This is a genomic window from Actibacterium lipolyticum (genome assembly GCF_900184935.1).
In the GTDB taxonomy this organism is placed as follows: Bacteria; Pseudomonadota; Alphaproteobacteria; order Rhodobacterales; family Rhodobacteraceae; genus Actibacterium_A; species Actibacterium_A lipolyticum.
The window spans coordinates 1536557-1553753 of sequence record NZ_FXYE01000001.1; the positions used below are offsets into that span (position 1 = coordinate 1536557).

The window sequence follows — 17197 nt, forward strand, 5'->3', positions numbered from 1 at the left end:
TGCCAGAGCAGGGGAACAAACCATGCCAGACACTGTGAAGGATAAGGTAGTTCAGATCATCGCCGAACAGGCGGTTCTGGATGTATCCGACGTAACGATGGACAACACGCTGGAAGATCTTGGGATCGACAGCCTTGGCTTGGTGGAATCGATCTTCGCGATTGAAGAGGCGTTCGATATCCAAGTGCCGTTTAATGCCAACGATCCCAGTGAAAGCGATTTTGACATTTCCTCAGTTGCCGCCATCGTTAAGGCAGTTGAGGGGCTGGTGGCCGACCAGAAAGTATGAAGCGGGTCGTCATAACCGGGCAGGGCACGATCAACTCGCTTGGTCATTCTGCGACTGATACTTTCGCTGCGATGGCTGAAGGGCGCTGTGGTATTGGTGAAATCGATATCCGCGATGTTGATCGGCTTGCCATTCGCATCGGTGGGCAAGTGTGCGATTACCACCCGGATGAACATTTCAACCGCCAACAGATCGCCCTGTATGATCGGTTCACGCAGTTCACTCTTTTGGCCGCGAAAGAGGCTTTGGCCCAGGCTGGGCTGACGTTCTCGGGTGAATTGGCGGCTGAATCCGGCGTGGTGCTGGGGAACTCTGGCGGGGGTATGAACACCCTGGATGAGAATTACCGCAGCGTTTACGAGGACGGCAAAAACAGGGTTCACCCGTTTGTTGTGCCCAAGCTGATGAACAACGCCGCCGCCAGCCATGTGTCGATGGAATATAACCTGAAGGGCCCCAGCTTTACGGTTTCGACCGCGTGTGCGTCATCCAACCACGCAATGGGGCAAGCGTTTCAATTGGTCCGTTCCGGCGCAAGCCGCGTGATGGTGACTGGCGGAACCGAAAGCATGCTGTGCTTTGGTGGGATCAAAGCGTGGGAAGGTCTGCGCGTGATGTCTAAAGATGCGTGCCGCCCATTCTCGGCGAACCGGAACGGGATGGTGCAGGGCGAAGGTGCCGCGATCTTCATCTTTGAAGAATACGAACATGCTAAAGCCCGCGGTGCCGACATTCTGGCAGAGGTGATTGGCTTTGCCATGACCTCGGATGCGTCCGACATTGTGATGCCATCCAAACAGGGTGCGGCGCGTGCGATTGCGGGCGCGATGCGGGATGCGCGGCTGAACCCGGAAGATGTGGCTTACATCAATGCCCATGGGACTGGGACGGCGGCGAATGACAAAACTGAATGTGCGGCCGTGGCCGATGTATTCGGCGCGCATGCTGACAACCTGATGATTTCATCCACCAAGTCGATGCACGGCCACCTGATTGGCGGCACGGGCGCGGTAGAGCTGATGGCATGTATCATGGCGCTGCGTGACGGCATCGTTGCCCCGACCATCGGTTACGAAGAGCCTGACCCGGAATGTTCGTTGGATGTTGTGCCGAACGTCGCGCGCGATGCGAAGGTTGACGTTGCGCTGTCCAACGCTTTTGCCTTTGGTGGCCTGAATGCGGTGCTTGCCTTGCGCAAGGTCTAAGCGCCAGTCGCCAGTTAAACGAAAAACGCCGCCCTAAGTTCGGGGCGGCGTTTTCTATTTGTGGGGTGTGCCGCGATTACTCGGCTGTGTTCCAAGCCATCATCGCGTCGAAACCAGCGGTGAACCCGGTCAACGAGATTTTCAGATCAACTGTTTGATCAGGGGCAACAACAGGCACGATCGTCAACTTCGCAGCCGCGCCGCGTTTGAACGCGGAAATGTCGTCAGGCGTAAAGCCGATGCGCGCGAAACAACCTGCCGGGCTGCACCACGAAAACGGATAGCGTTTTGCTTTGGCGCTATCGACAGAAACGCGCAGCTGTTGTGTCAGCAGGGTTTCCAGCGGCGTAACGATGGTTGCGCCCGCTGCGGCACCTTTTTCATTCTGCAGGGCAAAGATGCTGATTTCGGCAACAGAGTTGTCTTCGCCATCGCGTAGCAGTTGGTACAACTGGCACGGGTCTTTCTGGCCTTCAGGTGCGCGCGCGCAACGAAGTTCCCAGTCGCCGTGGGTGGCTTTGGCATAGGTCTGGCCGACTTGGCCTTCGCCGACTTCTTCACCCATCGAGATTGTGGGATCAACCTGCGATGCGGCCTGATCAGTCGTCTTATCTTCGGTTGGTGTTTCCTGTGCATATGCCGCGCCCGAAAGGGCAATCGCGGTCACACAAGTAAATGTCTTAAACAGGTTACGCATAACGTTCCTTCAGCTTGTCAGAACTTTCGTGGACTGCGTCTAACATGAGGCAGCCTTCGTGTCAGGTTGAAAAGCGGTGGGGTGTTGCCAGAACTGGGCAATTTCCTGCCATTTGGTGTGGGCATGAAAAAAGGGCCAAAACTGGCCCTTTTCCCGTTTGTTTTTTTCCCTGTCGGACCGGCCGACTTAGTCATTGATCAGCACGCTAAGACCTTTGATCGCACCCGTCAACAGGGAAAATACAACAGTCGAATGTATTGAATTAGAATGAAAAAAGGGCCGCGCCCGAAAACGCGGCCAGTCTGACAGGGAGGTCATACTTTCCTTGCAAATCTTCTTAGAACGCAAGGGGTATATCTGGTATGGCACAATGAGGTTAAGAATGTATTTTGGGTCGGAATGACCCCATACCCGAGGAGTAGCAGCGGTGAGTGACGGAATTTTTATCGGTGGCGGCGGCGAAGGTTATACCGAACAGCAGTTTCTTTCGCTGGGATATGCCAACCGCCATGGCCTTGTTGCCGGGGCTACGGGCACCGGTAAAACGGTCACCCTGCAAATTCTGGCCGAAGGGTTCTCGGCTGCTGGGGTTCCGGTTTTCCTGTCGGATGTGAAAGGCGATTTGTCCGGTTTGGCGGCGGCGGGGTCTGAAACCTTCAAGCTGCATGATGCCTTTGCGAAACGGGCCGAAACGATTGGGCTTGATCTGGAATACGGCGCCTTCCCAGTAACGTTCTGGGATTTGTTTGGCGAAAAGGGTCATCCCATCCGTACGACGGTTGCGGAAATGGGCCCTTTGCTGATTTCACGCCTGCTTGAACTAAGCGAGGCCCAGGAAGGTATCCTGAATATTGCCTTCCGCGTAGCCGACGAACAGGGGCTGGCGCTGCTGGATCTGAAGGATCTACAATCCTTGCTTGTTTGGCTTGGTGAAAACCGGGGCGATCTTTCGCTGCGCTATGGGAATATTTCAACGGCGTCGATCGGTGCAATTCAGCGCCGGTTGCTGGTGCTTGAAAATCAAGGCGGCACGAAATTGTTTGGCGAGCCGTCGCTGGAACTGGACGACATGATGCTGCTGGACGCCGAGGGGCGCGGGCGGATTAATATTCTGGCCTCGGATCAATTGATGGGCTCGCCGCGGCTTTATGCGACCTTCCTGTTGTGGTTGCTGTCCGAACTGTTTGAAGAACTGCCCGAGGTGGGCGACCCGGATAAGCCAAAGCTGGTTTTCTTCTTTGACGAGGCGCATCTTTTGTTTGACGACGCGCCTAAGGCGCTGGTTGATAAAGTTGAACAGGTCGCGCGACTGATCCGTTCGAAAGGGGTTGGTGTTTACTTCATCACGCAAAACCCGGCTGACGTTCCCGAAGATATCTTGGGCCAGCTTGGCAACCGTTTCCAGCACGCATTGCGTGCGTTTACGGCGAAGGACCGCAAACAACTTCGCATGGCGGCCGAAACCTATCGCGACAACCCGCGCTTCGATACCGAAGAGGCGATCCGCGAAGTTGGCGTGGGCGAAGCCGTGACTTCCATGCTGCAAAAGAAAGGTATCCCCGGCATCGTAGAGCGGACATTGATCCGCCCGCCCGCATCCAAGCTGGGCCCGTTGTCAGATGCAGAGCGGGTTGCCGTGATGGCGTCTTCGCCGGTTGCTGGGAAATACGACACCACCGTTGACGCACATTCCGCGCATGAGATTTTGACCAAACGCGCGACCGATGCGGCCAAGGCTGCGGAAGAGGCTGAAAAGGCCGAAGAAGAGGCAAGCGTTGCCGAGCGTGAGTATAAGGCAGGGCGCCGTTACGACGGTGGCACGCGGGTTGCGCGTTCTTCATCGCGCAAGACGCGGTCCAGTGACAGCCTTGGTGCCGCGATTGGCAAAGTCGTGATGAAAGAGCTGAAGGGCACCACAGGTCGGCGCATCGTGCGCGGAATTTTGGGCGGGTTGTTTAAGGGGCGCTAAGCCGCCCCTTAAACTGTTACAGCGGGCGAATTTGCAGTTTCGTGATCCGGTTGTCTTTGCGCGCGCAAACTTCAAAGCGGAATCCATGAAAGCTGAATACTTGCCCTTCGTTCGGAATCATCTGTGCTTCGTGAATGACTAGGCCGGCCACTGTGTTGGCCTCTTCATCGGGCAGGTTCCAATCGGTCGCGCGGTTTAGATCGCGGATCGTCATGGCGCCATCAACGACAAACTGGCCGTCTTCGGCGCGGCGGATCGGGTGTTCGGCATCAACGTCGAATTCATCCGTAATCTCGCCGACGATCTCTTCCAGAATATCCTCTAGCGTGATCAACCCTTGCAGTGCGCCATATTCGTCGACGACCAGCGCAAAGTGCGTGTGACGGCGCAGGAATTCGCGCATCTGATCGTCAAGCGTGGTGGTTTCAGGCACGAAATACGGCTTCATCGCCACATCAAGCACCTTGAACGCCTTAAGTGCATCCGCAGAGGCATCAGGCCCGCGCATCAGCTTATCCATTGCGCGTAGCAAGTCTTTGGCATGGATCACGCCAATGATGTTTTCGGGTTCGTCGCGGAAAACGGGCAGGCGGGTGTGCGGGCTTTCAAGACACTGAGACAAAAGCAATTCCGGGGCTTCGTCCGCATCCAGCATTTCGATGTTAGAGCGATGAAGCATGATTTCTTCGACGGTGCGATCACTTAGATCAAGCGCGCCAAGAATTCTGTCGCGGTCTTCCTTTTCGACAATCCCTTCGGAATGGCCCAATTGCAGCGCCCCTGCGATTTCTTCGCGCACGGCAAGGATCTGACTGTCAGGGTCCGTTTTCACCCCAAAGAGCGACAAGACCCAACGCACAAAGGCCCGCACCGCAGACACCATGGGCGAAAACACCAAAATAACAATGTTGATCACCGGCGACACCCGCGCAGCCGCGGTTTCCGCGTTGGTAATCGCGTAGGTTTTTGGAAGGACTTCGGCAAAGACCAGCACAAGTAGGGTCATCACCAAGGTGGCCAATGCCACACCGCTGTCACCGAAAGCGCGGGTAAACAATGACGTCGCAAGCGATGCGGCCAAGATGTTCACCAAGTTATTTCCCAAAAGCACCGAACCGATCAGCCGTTCGTTGTCTTCGGTGATCTTCAGCGCGGCTTCGGCGGCCTTTGATCCTTTATCGGCTTGCGAACGCAGCTTACCCCGAGAGGCGGCCGTAAGCGCGGTTTCCGAACCGGAAAAGAAGGCCGACAGGAAAAGAAGGCCCATAATTCCAGCACTGGTTAGCCAAAAGGCTGAATCGAAGATTGGCGCAGAGTCCATTGTTCGTCCCTTGAATGATCACCCCTGTCTTATGGGGCTGGTTCGACGCTCATTCAAGGGGCGCTCAATCCTTGGCGAGGGGATGATGTTCCAACACCAGTTCTTTCAGACGCTCATCCAGAACATGTGTGTAAATCTCGGTTGTTGAGATATCCGAGTGGCCAAGTAACGTCTGAATAACGCGCAGGTCCGCGCCGCCGGCTAACAGATGGGTCGCAAAAGCATGGCGCAATGTGTGGGGCGTGACTCTGGACCGTTCAACGCCACTTGCGACAGCCAGATCTTTGATCAGCCCATAAAAGCTTTGACGCGTCAGGTGCCCGGATTTGCCGCGCGATGGAAACAGGAACTTGCTTGCCTTTTTGCCGTTGGCCTTTGCGCGTTCTTCGGTTTTGTCGCGTTGAAACAGGTATTCGCGCAGCGCTTCGCGGGCCGGTGGCGACAGGGGAACCATCCGTTCTTTTTCGCCTTTGCCGCGGATCAAAAGCATCCGCGGATCGCCCCGTGTGGCCGAAACAGGAAGAGAGACCAATTCGGTCACCCGCATTCCGGTCGCGTATAAAAGTTGCATCAGGCAAGTCGTGCGCAACCTGTCTTTGCTTTCGGATGCGGCGGCCTCTAGCAGCCGATCAACCTCTTCGACGGTCAGGGTCTTGGGCAAACGTTTTGTCTTGCCCGGGCCTTTGATCTGCAAAGCCGGGTTATCGGTGCGCCAGCCTTCTTCGAATGCAAACCTGAACAGTTGTTTGATTGCGGAAAGGCGACGCGCCCGTGTGGCGTGGGAAAGGCCCTGTGCGTCGCAGAAGATCAGATAGGCCTCTACGTCGTCACGTGTGGTGGTTTCGAAGCTGGTATCGTTGTCTTCCAGAAAGCCGGAAAAGTCATTCAAGTCGCGCGCATAGGCAAGTTGGGTGTTTGCTGCTGCGTTAAGCTCTGCAGCCTGTGCATTCAGAAAAGTTTGAATCCATCTTGCCATTTCCGGTGTCATCCGCGCCGCTCCAATATTAACAACTCCAGCGCGGCTCTGCGCGCCGTATCTTCCAAACCAACACGACGCAAAAGCGCCAAACCTTCGGTGACATCCGATACATCGCCACGCGCACCGTCCGTAATTAATCTTATCGCGCGAAGAAGCGCTTCGCCAAGCTTCTGTTGCGCCAGCGCGTCTTCCATTGGCGCACTAAGCGCCGGGTTCGAGAACGCTTCGATCACGGCAGATGCGGTAGCGCCGCGTGCAGATATGCCCTCAATCTGGCCCTTTGCGACGGCTTGCAAAAGCGCGTCTGTGCCGGATGCTTGGTCGCGCGCCGCCGCGATCAATTCATAGGAATCGGATAACAGCCCGATGTGAAACACCATTTCAGCAGTTTCAGCGGGAAGTGGCAGGCGGGATAAGCGTTCGCCGTAAAGTTCGGCAAACGGTGCTTCTAATTCAGCGCTTTCCATTGCGGCCCATGCTTTTGGCAGGGTCTTTGCGATTGCGCCGGGGTCGCCCGACAGCATTGCGACATCAAATTCTTGGACTGCGTCGACTCGTTCCCAGATGCCCCCGGATGCTGCCGGAAGGCGTTGTGTATAGACACCCAACAAGCGGTTGGCCGAAATTGCCCCGCGACGCGCCAGACGTTCGGCGGCTTCGATCTGGGCCTTCCAGCCGGTGGTGCTGCGCAGGTCAGCTTGGGCAAATGCAAGCGGCAAGGATGTTGTGGGAAGTGGTTCGCCGATTGCCTCTAGCATTCTAAAGACCAAGGGGCTGGGCCGCGATGGCGGGACGAACGGCTTTTCGCTGTCGGCCATTTCGGGGTCCAGAAACAGCAACAAAAGCGCGTCTTCCTGATCGCTTAGATACCCAAGCGCTTTGCCGGTTTCCAAGGTAAGCGCGGCGGCATTCCAATCACCACCGCGTGCAAGGCAAAAGATGCGGGCAGGGAAGGTTGGTGCAATTCCGGGTGACGCGCGCATCGCGGCGCAAGCGCGGTCTTCATGGCCGGTCAAAAGTGAAACATCAAACCACCGGCGAAAGAGTTCCGGGTCGGTTGGGCCGGCACGCTCTAACAAAGCTTGGGCTTGTTCCAATGCGCCCAGTTCGAGCAGTTTATCCAACCGCGCCAGCAAAAGCTGGTTCTTGCCGTCGGAATCGATGGGTGGATCCAGTTCGGCCAAAAGTAATGTGTAGAGCAGCTTTTGGATGGCGGGCAGGGTGTCGACATGTTCCGCGCTGATCAGCCTTGCCAATTCGGCGGTTGGCGAACTGCCCCATAAATTCGGAGGAAGGCCCGTTGTTGATGCGGGCAGCAAACCGACGGCGTCAATGCTGGGTGCGCCTAGCGGACGAACGGTAATGGTTTCAGGGGCTGCGCTGTTGGCAATGTCGGCCTCTGGCAGGGCCACAACGGCCGGGGCCGCAGGCGCCGTGACGGAATTCGACAACCAATCGATCGCAGACAAAGGTTCATCTGCGACAGCCGGTATTGCCGAAAGCCCGACGGCCAGCCCGACTAAAAAAGACCTAGTTAACATCCAGCGTTACCGGCTCGCTGATGGTTTGCCGTTCTGGCCGCATATCGCCAAGATAGGCATAGCCAACCAATCCAATGAATCCGATGATCAATAGAATAACCAACCCCTTAAGTATCCGCCCCATATTATCTGCCTTTTTTTGGCACCGTTCACACGGTGTGGTGGTTTCTTGCCGATTATATATGGCATTCTGTCTAAGTTCACGCCATTGAAGGGCAGAATTTTTCAATTTGGCGGGAGGTTGCCCACTTTGGGCTGGAAGTTGAAGAAAACAGTAGTGATGGTCGGCATGATGGGGGCTGGCAAAACGGCAGTTGGCACGAATCTAGCCAAACGACTGGCTGTTCCATTTCTTGATAGCGACGAAGAAATCGAAAAAGCCGCGGATCGGACCATCGCAGAAATCTTTTCACGAGATGGCGAAGCATTTTTTAGGCGCAAGGAAGCACAGGTGATTTCGCGCCTGCTGGAATCTGAACAGTGTATTCTGTCAACCGGTGGCGGCGCGTACTTGTCCGAGGACAACAGAGCAGCGATTGCCGACAAAGGCGTTGCGGTTTGGTTGAAGGCCGATATCGATCTTCTTTGGAACCGGGTGCGCCATAAGACAACGCGCCCGTTACTGAACACAGGAAACCCAGAAAAGACCCTGCGCGATATCTATGACGCGCGTGTGCCGTATTACGAAAAATGCGATCTGCAAGTTCAGGCTCTGCCGCGATATTCAATTGACCAAATGACCGACGCGGTGATCGACGCATTGTTGACCCGCCCGGACGTGCTGGAAAAGGACTAACCATGAGCGTTGAGACAGTACACGTACCGCTTGAGGGCCGCGAATATGATATCCGCATTGGCGCGGGTCTGTTGGGGCGTGCCGGGGCGGAAATCGCACCGCTTCTTCGTCGCAAACGTGTTGCTGTCATCACGGATGAAAACGTCGCCTCTAAACACCTTGAACCGCTAAGCGCGGGTCTAGCAGAGGCGGGAATCGAAATGGTGTCGCTTGCGCTTCCTGCTGGGGAAGCGACCAAGGGGTGGAAAGAATTTTCCCGCACTGTTGAATGGTTGATCGAACAAAAGGTCGAACGTTCGGACGTTGTTGTTGCGCTTGGCGGTGGGGTCATCGGTGATTTGGCCGGCTTTGCTGCTGCGGTGTTGCGGCGCGGTGTTCGGTTTGTACAGATTCCCACGTCGTTGTTGGCGCAGGTCGATAGTTCGGTCGGTGGCAAGACGGGGATCAATTCGCCATTGGGCAAGAACTTGATCGGCGCATTCCACCAACCGTCGCTTGTCTTGGCCGATATCGCGGTCTTGAACACGCTGACGCCGCGCGATTTTCTTGCCGGGTACGGAGAGGTCGTAAAATACGGCCTTTTGGGCGACGCGGATTTCTTTGACTGGCTGGATGCCGAAGGCCCAGCCCTTGCTCGTGGGGATGAGCAGGCGCGCGCGCGTGCGGTAAAACGTTCGTGCGAGATGAAGGCCGAAATCGTCGTGCGCGACGAGACAGAGCAGGGGGATCGCGCGCTATTGAACCTTGGTCACACGTTCTGTCACGCGCTTGAGGCTGCGACCGGGTATTCTGAAAAGCTGCTGCATGGCGAAGGCGTCGCAATCGGTTGCGCCTTGGCGTTCGAACTGTCCTCTCGCATGGGGCTTTGCGCGCAGGAAGAACCATCACGCATCCGCGCACATCTGGACGCGATGGGGATGAAAAAAGACCTTGCCGATATTCCAGGCGAATTGCCGGGTGCAGACGGTTTGTTGGCGTTGATGGCGCAGGACAAGAAGGTGCTGGACGGTCAACTTCGGTTCATCTTGGCCCGCGGTATCGGACAGGCGTTCGTCACATCCGATGTTGACTCCGCCATGGTCCGCGACCTGTTGCAGGACGCATTGTCAGCCCGTTAAGTACCGCGCTGAACGACCATCAGCTCACCAATGTTTTCGCGCGTGATATAACCAATCATCTGGCCCGCCTTATCGGTCACGACCACGGCCGGTGTCGCACCTTCGCGAAGCGCATCCAGCACTGCGTTCAGCGGGGCCATAATGGCGACCGTCGGAATGTTTGGTGTCATCAACTCTGAAACTAACCGCGGATGTGCGTCGCTTGAAAGCGCTTGAAACAGCGCCGTGCGGGTCAGAAACCCGGTCAGGTTTCCAGTGTGGTCAATGACTGGAAATTCATGCTGTGTTGTGCGGATAATCGCGTTTGATGCGGTACGGATCGTATCGTTCGGACCCAAAGTTTCAAACGATGTAATCATCGCATCGCGCGCCAAAAGGTTGTGCGCAACGGACCGCATCGCGACGTCCGAGTTTTCGGCCGCTGCGGCCATGAATACGAAAAGCGCGATCAGCAGCAGCATCGGGTTGCCAGTGGTCAGCCCTAGAAAACCAAGGCCAAAGGCCAAAAGCTGCCCGGCAATCGCAGCGATATTCGTTGCCTTTTCCCGGCTCATGAACAGGGCCAGCGCGGCGCGGAACACCCGACCGCCATCCATTGGGAAGGCTGGCAATAGATTGAACACCGCAAGGAACAGGTTCACAATCGCAAGGCGCCCAAGAAACCCGGCCGCAGTATTTTCAATCGACGAAAGCTGTTCAAGGCTGGGGGATACGCCGAAGATACCGACCAGCACCAAGAAAATCGCCACATTGACCGCAGGGCCAGCCAAGGCGACCGCAATTTCTTGCCATGGTTTTTCCGGCATACGTTCAAGCCGGGCCATGCCGCCGATGGGCAGAAGCGTAATGTCAGGGGTTTTGATGCCATAGCGCCGCGCCGTCAGGGCGTGGCCAAATTCATGCGCTACGACACAAGCGAACAGCGCGATGATGAACAGGATATTTTCAATCGCTGCGGCGGGCCCATCTTGCATATAGGCAGCAACGCCAATCCAGATGAGCAGAAGGAAAAAGGTGGCGTGGATGCGCAGCTCTGACCCAAATAACTTTCCGATTGGAAAAGACCAGGTCATCTGCTGCGCCTCCGCTTTCGTGCCTCGTTACGTCTTAGAACGGGATCTCATCGTCCAGATCGCCTGCGGGTGCCGGGCCGGACTGGCCACCACCGCCGCCACCGTAACCTTGGTCGGCAGGGCCGGAGTCATATCCGCCACCGTAACCGCCGCCTTGCTGGCCACCACCGTAACCACCACCGCCGGAACCGCCTTCGCTGCGTCCGTCAAGCATGATCAAAGTGCCGTTAAAGCCCTGCAGCACAACCTCGGTTGAATAACGGTCCTGACCGGACTGATCCTGCCATTTGCGAGTCTGAAGTTGGCCTTCGATATAGACCTTGGACCCTTTGCGCAGGTACTGCTCACACACGCGAACCAGACCTTCAGAGAAGATGGCGACCGAATGCCATTCGGTCTTTTCACGGCGTTCGCCTGTGTTGCGATCTTTCCATGTTTCCGACGTTGCGATGCGAAGGTTGCATACTTTTCCGCCGTTCTGGAAACTGCGAACTTCCGGGTCACGACCCAGATTTCCGACTATTATTACCTTGTTCACCGATCCAGCCATAGCGCACTCCCGTCGAATCTTTTGCAAATCATCTCTTGGTTACATCACCCCGTTAGGGTTATTGAAAGATCTAACTCACTCCGAAATTCAAAAGGAGAGGGTAGAGAGCATAAGAACAGGTCCATGTGGACTATTATGTCTGCAACTGGGAAATAGGTTTACCGTTCGATGCAAAATTTGAGGAGTGGTTATTTTGTTTACCAGTAAAATGCTCGTTCTGATCGCTGCGATTGTTGTTGCGGCGGCTCCTGTTTCGGCTGACACGACTGTCAGCTCTAAAGCCCGTGCTTTGATCTTTAACTCTCAGACCAAGGTTTTGGATACACGCGCGGCGACGCAGTATTCCAGCTCTGTCCGGTTGAAACCAGAATCCGTCGTGGTTCCGTCTAAATTCAACGCACCACGCTATTCTGGCAAATATAAGGGACAATACCTTGATATGGCCCGCGCAGCGGCGCGCAAGCATAACATCCCCGAAGATCTGTTTCTGCGCCTGATCCAACAGGAAAGCGCGTGGAATGCCCGTGCGCGCAGCCATAAGGGCGCGATTGGTTTGGCACAGCTTATGCCGGGAACGGCCCGTGCGCTGGGTGTCGACCCGCACAATCCGCGCCAGAACCTTGAAGGCGGTGCGCGTTACCTGCGTAAACAATATGACACGTTCCGGTCATGGCGACTGGCGCTGGCTGCGTATAACGCAGGGCCGGGCGCTGTGCAGAAATACGACGGGGTGCCGCCGTATCGTGAAACCCGGAACTATGTGAAGAAGATTTTGGGAAGCTAACGCCCCCCAAAACTCTTTCGCTTGGCCGTAGGATATTGGCCCGTTAACGGACAGCTAGCGTTTGATATCCAGCTTGGTGATATGGGCAAGCACCTCCGTATCCACCCCGGTCATACCTTTCAGCGACAGTCTTGTGAGGTTGGATAGGCCCGCCAACGGGCGCAGGTCAGAAACCGGTGTTTCGCTTAGGTCAAGCCGACGCAATTTTTCCATCTGCGATAGGGCGGACAGGTCAGTCACCTGTGTGTTGCGTAGGTCGAGCTTCTCAAGGTTCACCAATCCGGCCAAGGCAGAGATATCGTTGATCGGGTTTCTGTCGATGTCGAGAGAGACGAGATTTGTCAGCCCGGCCAGCGCAGAAATGTCACTGATCCCGGTTTGATCGGCATAAAGCTTTTGCAGTTCCGCCATCCCGGCCAGTGGTGAAAGGTCCGCAACTGGTGTGTCAAACACAGACAAGGTTTGCAACTTGGTCAAACCCTGAAGAGGCGACAGATCGGTGATTTCAGTGCCCTTAAGGTCAAGGGTTCTGAGGGTCGGGATCTGCGCCAAAGGGGCAAGATCAAGCACCGGTGTGCCAGCCACAAACAGTGTGTTTAATGACGGGTGGCCCGCAAGCGCCGACAAATCTGATATCGGAGTGCCAGAGAGGTTGAGCAATTCGAGGTTCGGAAGGTCCTTAACAAAGGACAAATCCGTGACGTTGCTGTCCAGCAGAGACACCTTCTTAAGGGACTTCAAGTTGGATAGTGCGGAATAGTCGTCAATTTCTGCCCGCATGAGGAACAGTTGTTCGATGTTTGGGATGTCGGCGATCGAAGCTAATGTCGTTGCCTTTACGAAGCGCCCTTCGAACTGCTTTATTCCGCTGTGCCCCTGAAGTTCCGGAAGAAGCGCAAACTCTGGAGGGTTGATCGACAAATATGTGGAATCGGCCGTGATACATAAAGAACCGAATTGAAGGCCCTGAACGCCTTCCTTATCGCAAGGCGCCGCGGTTGCAGGTGCATCAGCGGCAAGTTCCTGAGTTTTCTCCAGAATGAACGCGGTCGTGTTCGGCATCTTCTCCAACGCCGGGTCCTTCGCCGCCTTTTCAATATCCGCGATCAACGCGGTGCCTTGGCCACTGATATGTGGAGATTGGGGCGAGTCCGACATCTGTGATGTCACCATGATCCCGGATAGTGAAACAAGACCGACGCCGACCAATAGCGCCGCCAATGCAAAGACTTTCTTCAATGTCACTCTGTTGTCCTCAATCCATACAACGTTCGTTCACGATGAGGGATAGGAAACAAATTCGGCAAGAATATGATCGCAAGGATCAGTATGTCAGTTTGCAGAACCCAGCGCCCCAAAGGTTGCCTATTCCGCCGCGACCAATTTGATGACAGGTTCCATCGTGGCGAATTGATCGTCTGTCAGGTGGCATTTAATCTGTAAGCCACCCCCTGCGTCACGCATCGGCGGCACCTCTTTTTCGCAAAGCCCGCCCGGCACTTCGGATTTCCAACGGCATCGGGTTTGGAAAGGGCAACCTGATGGCGGGTTCATCGCCGACGGAACGTCGCCTTCAAGCACGATGCGTTTCTTGTGGATGCTGGTATCGGCAATCGGGACGGCCGATAAAAGAGCCTCTGTGTAGGGGTGATAGGGCGGCGCGAAAACTTGGTCGGTCGTGCCCAATTCCACAACGTGCCCCAGATACATGACCATCACCCGGTCACTCAGATAACGAACGATCGATAAGTCGTGCGAAATGAACAACAGCGTGGTCTTCTCTTCGCGCTGAATGTCCATCAGCAGGTCGGTCACCGCCGCCTGAACGGAAACGTCCAACGCCGACACCGGCTCATCAGCCACAACAATGCGCGCGCCGCCCGCAAAGGCACGGGCGACGCCAACGCGCTGTTTTTGGCCGCCGGACAATTGGCGCGGCATTCTGTTTGCGAACGCGCGGGGCAGTTTCACCAGATCCAGCAATTCCAACATCCGGGCATGTCGCGCGGTTTCATCGGCACCAACGCCGAAAATTTCTAGGGCGCGCATGATCTGGCGCCCGACGGTCATCGACGGGTTCAGCGTGTCGAACGGGTTCTGGAACACCATCTGAATGTCGGAAACTGTTTTGGTGTCGCGCTGTTGGATCGGAATGTCCTGAATTTCGCGATTGTCCAACAGGATGGTGCCGTCCGTCGCGGTCTCTAACCCCATCAGCACCTTTGCAAAGGTCGATTTTCCGCAGCCGGATTCCCCGACGATGGCTAGTGTTTCACTTTCGCGGGCCTCAAAGCTTAAGGTTTCGTTGGCCTTTACGACCTTTTTATTGCCGCCGCCAAACAGCGCGCTGGCGGCCACCTCGTAATATTTCTTCAGGTTGTCGATCTTCAGAACGACGTCGCCCACGGCGGCTTTTTCCTTTTTCTCAGCAACGCTGGGCGGTGCGGCCCAATCAATTTCGGTGAACTTCAAACAGCGGGATGTGTGGCGGTCACTTCCGCGCACGGTCGCCATTCGGATGTCTTGTGCATCACATCGCCCGGCTTCGAAATAATCGCAACGCGGCCCAAAATTGCAGCCTGGTGGGCGTTCATGTGGAAGTGGAAAGTTACCCGGAATGGCAACCAACGGGCGGGACGTTTTGTCAGCGCCGGGCAGGGGGATGGATCGAAACAGCGCCTGTGTATAGGGGTGCTGCATTTCATCGAATACGTCTTCGATGGAGCCTGTCTCAACCGCCTCGCCGGAATACATGACGCACAGCCGATCACAGGTTTCCAGAATAAGCCCAAGATTGTGAGAGATGAACAGCATCGATGTGCCGTACTTCTTCCCCAAGTCCTTCACCAGATCGACGATCCCGGCTTCGACCGTCACGTCCAGCGCCGTGGTGGGTTCGTCCAGTATCAGCAACGATGGCTTTGACATCAGCGCCATGGCGATGACGATCCGCTGTTGTTGGCCACCAGACAGTTGATGTGGAAAGCTGTTCAGGATGCGGGCAGGATCGGGTAGGCGAACGTCTTCGACGACTTGCAAGGCCATCGCCCGCGCGTCGGCCTTTGATGTGCCTCCGTGGATCATAGGCACTTCCATCAACTGTTTGCCGATTTTCATCGCCGGGTTGAGAGAGGCCATAGGCTCTTGATAAATCATCGCGATTTCGTTGCCGCGGATGTGGCGCAACTCTTCGGCACTTAACGAATTCAGGTCACGGCCTTTGTATTTGATCGTGCCGCCAACAATGCGCCCGTTCACGCCAAGATCTTGCATCACGCCCAGCGCGACGGTTGACTTTCCGCAGCCGGACTCTCCCACCAGGCCCATTGCCTCGCCGGGTTGGACGGTGCAGGAAAAATCCATCACCGCTGGAATTTCCCGCAGACGGGTAAAGAAACTGATCGACAGGTTTTCGATTTCAAGGATCGGGCCGTCATATTCCAGTTCGGTCATGGTCATGTCCCTTAATCCTTCAAGCTTTCTTCCCGCAGGCCGTCGGCCAACAGGTTCAGGCCCAGCACAAGGCTCATCAGGGCCAGCGCGGGCGGCAGGGCAGGATGCGGATAGATCGACAACAGCCGCCGCCCTTCGTTGATGGTGGAGCCCCAGTCAGGGCTTTCCGGGCTGACCCCAAGGCCGAAGAAGCCCAGCGTTCCCAAAAGGATGGTGGTATAGCCAATGCGCAGACAGAAATCGACGATCAGCGGGCCGCGCGCGTTGGGCAGAATTTCCCACAGCATGATGTACCACGGCCCTTCGCCACGTGTTTGCGCGGCGGCGACGTAATCCCGCGTCTGTATGTCCAACACGATGCCGCGCACGATGCGGAATACCGTGGGGGAGTTCACAAAAACCACCGACACGAACACGATCAGCACATTCCCGGGCATCGAAATAACGCCAAGCGGATCAGCGTTGAACGCCAGCCCAAGGTAGAGCCACCCGCCAATGATCAGCGTCAGGGCCACGTAAAGATTGCGCTTAGCCGGCCGCGTGAAATAGCGCGAGTTCCACAAGATCACCAGAAACAGGATCGGAAACAGGAACAAGACTGCAGCCATATATTTCGGGATTCCCGACGCGACGATTTCAGGTGTGACCAGAAGGTAGAACAGCAAGATCACCGGAAAGGCCAAGACAAGGTTGGCGATGAACGACAGCACGGTGTCGAACTTGCCCCCGAAATAGCCCGCCGGAAGGCCAAGTGTGATGCCGACCATGAACGCGAACAGGGTCGCTGCGGGTGCGATTTTCAAGACCTCGCGCGCGCCCATGACCACGCGGCTGAACACATCACGGGCAAGGTTATCGCCGCCCAAAAGGTAATACGCGAAATCGTCGCGCCCCTCTGGCAGTGGAACCCCGGGCACTTTGTTTTTCAAGCCTGATATAATCTGGATCGGATCATGCGTGGCGATGATGTCTGCAAAAACCGCAACGAAGACCCAGAACATGACCAAGGCAAATCCAACCATGCCGATCGGGCTGTCGAACAGTTTGCCATATAGGCCAAGCCGCCGTTTGAACGTGATCGACAGGGTAAACGTGATCGCCAGTGCCACCCAGACGGGCAACAGCCGGGTTGAGATATGGCCAATGATCCCCTTCGCGCTACCTTGCAGGATTATTCCGCCGCCGATGAAAAGGGCCAGCACCGCGATAAGCCCCAGCAGGCACAGCTTGGTCGCACGCACGGCCCATACATGCGGGCCACGTTCTGCAACCCCATATCCAACACGTGCCGGTGCAGGCAGAACAAGCGAAACGGCGATCTGCACCACGACGGCAACGACAAAGGCGACCGCAAGCGCCAACAGCATTGGGGTCAGGAGGGATAGGGCGCCGGTCCAGGTTAGGTGTTCCATCTCTTTGCCC

17 protein-coding genes are annotated in these 17197 nt (G+C 56.1%); 7 read left to right on the plus strand and 10 right to left on the minus strand.

Translation table 11 applies throughout. The features are described 5' to 3' along the window. Nucleotides 1-22 precede the first annotated feature (22 nt). Both COL8621_RS07585 and COL8621_RS07590 read left to right on the plus strand, forming a co-directional pair. Entirely contained in the window at nt 23-289 is a 267-nt protein-coding gene (locus tag COL8621_RS07585; protein ID WP_093966643.1) for an acyl carrier protein, read from the plus strand. Further along, nucleotides 286-1494, plus strand: coding sequence for a beta-ketoacyl-[acyl-carrier-protein] synthase family protein (locus tag COL8621_RS07590; protein WP_093966644.1), 1209 nt, complete (start codon nt 286-288; stop codon nt 1492-1494). Before COL8621_RS07585 ends, COL8621_RS07590 begins: the two co-directional genes overlap by 4 nt. A 76-nt stretch (nt 1495-1570) precedes the next feature. Here COL8621_RS07590 and COL8621_RS07595 read toward each other — a convergent pair whose 3' ends face one another. Beyond that, nucleotides 1571-2191 carry an invasion associated locus B family protein gene (locus COL8621_RS07595; protein ID WP_093966645.1) on the minus strand — a complete coding sequence of 207 codons (621 nt, stop codon included), beginning with the start codon at nt 2189-2191 and terminating at the stop codon, nt 1571-1573. Between the two features lie 84 nt (nt 2192-2275). On the opposite strand from COL8621_RS07595, the gene COL8621_RS19130 reads away from it, so the two are divergent. Together COL8621_RS19130 and COL8621_RS07600 are read left to right on the plus strand one after the other, a co-directional pair. Beyond that, nucleotides 2276-2452 (plus strand): hypothetical protein, encoded by a 177-nt coding sequence (locus COL8621_RS19130; protein WP_176438448.1) that lies wholly within the window; start codon nt 2276-2278, stop codon nt 2450-2452. A 166-nt stretch (nt 2453-2618) separates the two neighbouring features. Next, nucleotides 2619-4160 carry a helicase HerA-like domain-containing protein gene (locus COL8621_RS07600; protein ID WP_093966646.1) on the plus strand — a complete coding sequence of 514 codons (1542 nt, stop codon included), beginning with the start codon at nt 2619-2621 and terminating at the stop codon, nt 4158-4160. A gap of 16 nt (nt 4161-4176) precedes the next feature. Here the strand turns inward: COL8621_RS07600 and COL8621_RS07605 are convergent, their stop codons facing one another. From COL8621_RS07605 to COL8621_RS19375, 4 genes are all read right to left on the minus strand, one after another. Next, entirely contained in the window at nt 4177-5481 is a 1305-nt protein-coding gene (locus tag COL8621_RS07605; protein WP_093966647.1) for an HlyC/CorC family transporter, read from the minus strand. A 64-nt stretch (nt 5482-5545) separates the two neighbouring features. Beyond that, nucleotides 5546-6457, minus strand: coding sequence for a site-specific tyrosine recombinase XerD (locus tag COL8621_RS07610; protein ID WP_235823763.1), 912 nt, complete (start codon nt 6455-6457; stop codon nt 5546-5548). Between the two features lie 8 nt (nt 6458-6465). Next, nucleotides 6466-7929 (minus strand): hypothetical protein, encoded by a 1464-nt coding sequence (locus COL8621_RS07615; RefSeq protein ID WP_235823764.1) that lies wholly within the window; start codon nt 7927-7929, stop codon nt 6466-6468. A gap of 61 nt (nt 7930-7990) precedes the next feature. After that, the gene (locus COL8621_RS19375; RefSeq protein ID WP_093966650.1) at nt 7991-8125 is read right to left on the minus strand and encodes a hypothetical protein; all 135 of its coding nucleotides are present in this window, start codon (nt 8123-8125) and stop codon (nt 7991-7993) included. A 156-nt stretch (nt 8126-8281) separates the two neighbouring features. Between COL8621_RS19375 and COL8621_RS07625 the strand changes: the two genes are divergently transcribed. Continuing rightward, the gene (locus tag COL8621_RS07625; RefSeq protein WP_370804587.1) at nt 8282-8797 is read left to right on the plus strand and encodes a shikimate kinase; all 516 of its coding nucleotides are present in this window, start codon (nt 8282-8284) and stop codon (nt 8795-8797) included. Nucleotides 8798-8799: 2 nt separating this feature from the next. Further along, on the plus strand, nt 8800-9915 hold the full coding sequence (aroB, locus tag COL8621_RS07630) for a 3-dehydroquinate synthase (RefSeq protein WP_093966652.1): 1116 nt from the start codon (nt 8800-8802) through the stop codon (nt 9913-9915). Here the strand turns inward: aroB and COL8621_RS07635 are convergent. Both COL8621_RS07635 and ssb read right to left on the minus strand, forming a co-directional pair. Continuing rightward, entirely contained in the window at nt 9912-10988 is a 1077-nt protein-coding gene (locus COL8621_RS07635) for a site-2 protease family protein (protein ID WP_093966653.1), read from the minus strand. The genes aroB and COL8621_RS07635 overlap by 4 nt on opposite strands. 34 nt (nt 10989-11022) lie before the next feature. After that, nucleotides 11023-11538, minus strand: coding sequence for a single-stranded DNA-binding protein (ssb, locus tag COL8621_RS07640; protein ID WP_093966654.1), 516 nt, complete (start codon nt 11536-11538; stop codon nt 11023-11025). A gap of 208 nt (nt 11539-11746) precedes the next feature. Between ssb and COL8621_RS07645 the strand changes: the two genes are divergently transcribed. Beyond that, the gene (locus COL8621_RS07645; protein WP_093966655.1) at nt 11747-12322 is read left to right on the plus strand and encodes a lytic transglycosylase domain-containing protein; all 576 of its coding nucleotides are present in this window, start codon (nt 11747-11749) and stop codon (nt 12320-12322) included. A 54-nt stretch (nt 12323-12376) separates the two neighbouring features. Here COL8621_RS07645 and COL8621_RS07650 read toward each other — a convergent pair whose 3' ends face one another. From COL8621_RS07650 to COL8621_RS07660, 3 genes are all read right to left on the minus strand, one after another. Further along, a complete protein-coding gene (locus COL8621_RS07650) occupies nt 12377-13567 on the minus strand; it encodes a leucine-rich repeat domain-containing protein (RefSeq protein ID WP_141137858.1) in 1191 nt (396 codons plus the stop codon). Nucleotides 13568-13687: 120 nt separating this feature from the next. Continuing rightward, nucleotides 13688-15775, minus strand: coding sequence for a dipeptide ABC transporter ATP-binding protein (locus tag COL8621_RS07655; protein ID WP_093966975.1), 2088 nt, complete (start codon nt 15773-15775; stop codon nt 13688-13690). Nucleotides 15776-15786: 11 nt separating this feature from the next. Continuing rightward, nucleotides 15787-17187, minus strand: coding sequence for an ABC transporter permease (locus COL8621_RS07660; protein ID WP_093966657.1), 1401 nt, complete (start codon nt 17185-17187; stop codon nt 15787-15789). Between the last annotated feature and the right edge of the window lie 10 nt (nt 17188-17197).

Coding starts and splice junctions, on each gene's coding strand:
- COL8621_RS07585 (WP_093966643.1), top strand. CDS start 23: ATGCCAGACACTGTGAAGGATAAGGTAGTTCAGATCATCGCCGAACAG.
- COL8621_RS07590 (WP_093966644.1), top strand. CDS start 286: ATGAAGCGGGTCGTCATAACCGGGCAGGGCACGATCAACTCGCTTGGT.
- COL8621_RS07595 (WP_093966645.1), bottom strand. CDS start 2,191: ATGCGTAACCTGTTTAAGACATTTACTTGTGTGACCGCGATTGCCCTT.
- COL8621_RS07605 (WP_093966647.1), bottom strand. CDS start 5,481: ATGGACTCTGCGCCAATCTTCGATTCAGCCTTTTGGCTAACCAGTGCT.
- COL8621_RS07610 (WP_235823763.1), bottom strand. CDS start 6,457: ATGGCAAGATGGATTCAAACTTTTCTGAATGCACAGGCTGCAGAGCTT.
- COL8621_RS19375 (WP_093966650.1), bottom strand. CDS start 8,125: ATGGGGCGGATACTTAAGGGGTTGGTTATTCTATTGATCATCGGATTC.
- COL8621_RS07625 (WP_370804587.1), top strand. CDS start 8,282: ATGGTCGGCATGATGGGGGCTGGCAAAACGGCAGTTGGCACGAATCTA.
- aroB (WP_093966652.1), top strand. CDS start 8,800: ATGAGCGTTGAGACAGTACACGTACCGCTTGAGGGCCGCGAATATGAT.
- COL8621_RS07635 (WP_093966653.1), bottom strand. CDS start 10,988: ATGACCTGGTCTTTTCCAATCGGAAAGTTATTTGGGTCAGAGCTGCGC.
- ssb (WP_093966654.1), bottom strand. CDS start 11,538: ATGGCTGGATCGGTGAACAAGGTAATAATAGTCGGAAATCTGGGTCGT.
- COL8621_RS07645 (WP_093966655.1), top strand. CDS start 11,747: ATGCTCGTTCTGATCGCTGCGATTGTTGTTGCGGCGGCTCCTGTTTCG.
- COL8621_RS07655 (WP_093966975.1), bottom strand. CDS start 15,775: ATGACCGAACTGGAATATGACGGCCCGATCCTTGAAATCGAAAACCTG.
- COL8621_RS07660 (WP_093966657.1), bottom strand. CDS start 17,187: ATGGAACACCTAACCTGGACCGGCGCCCTATCCCTCCTGACCCCAATG.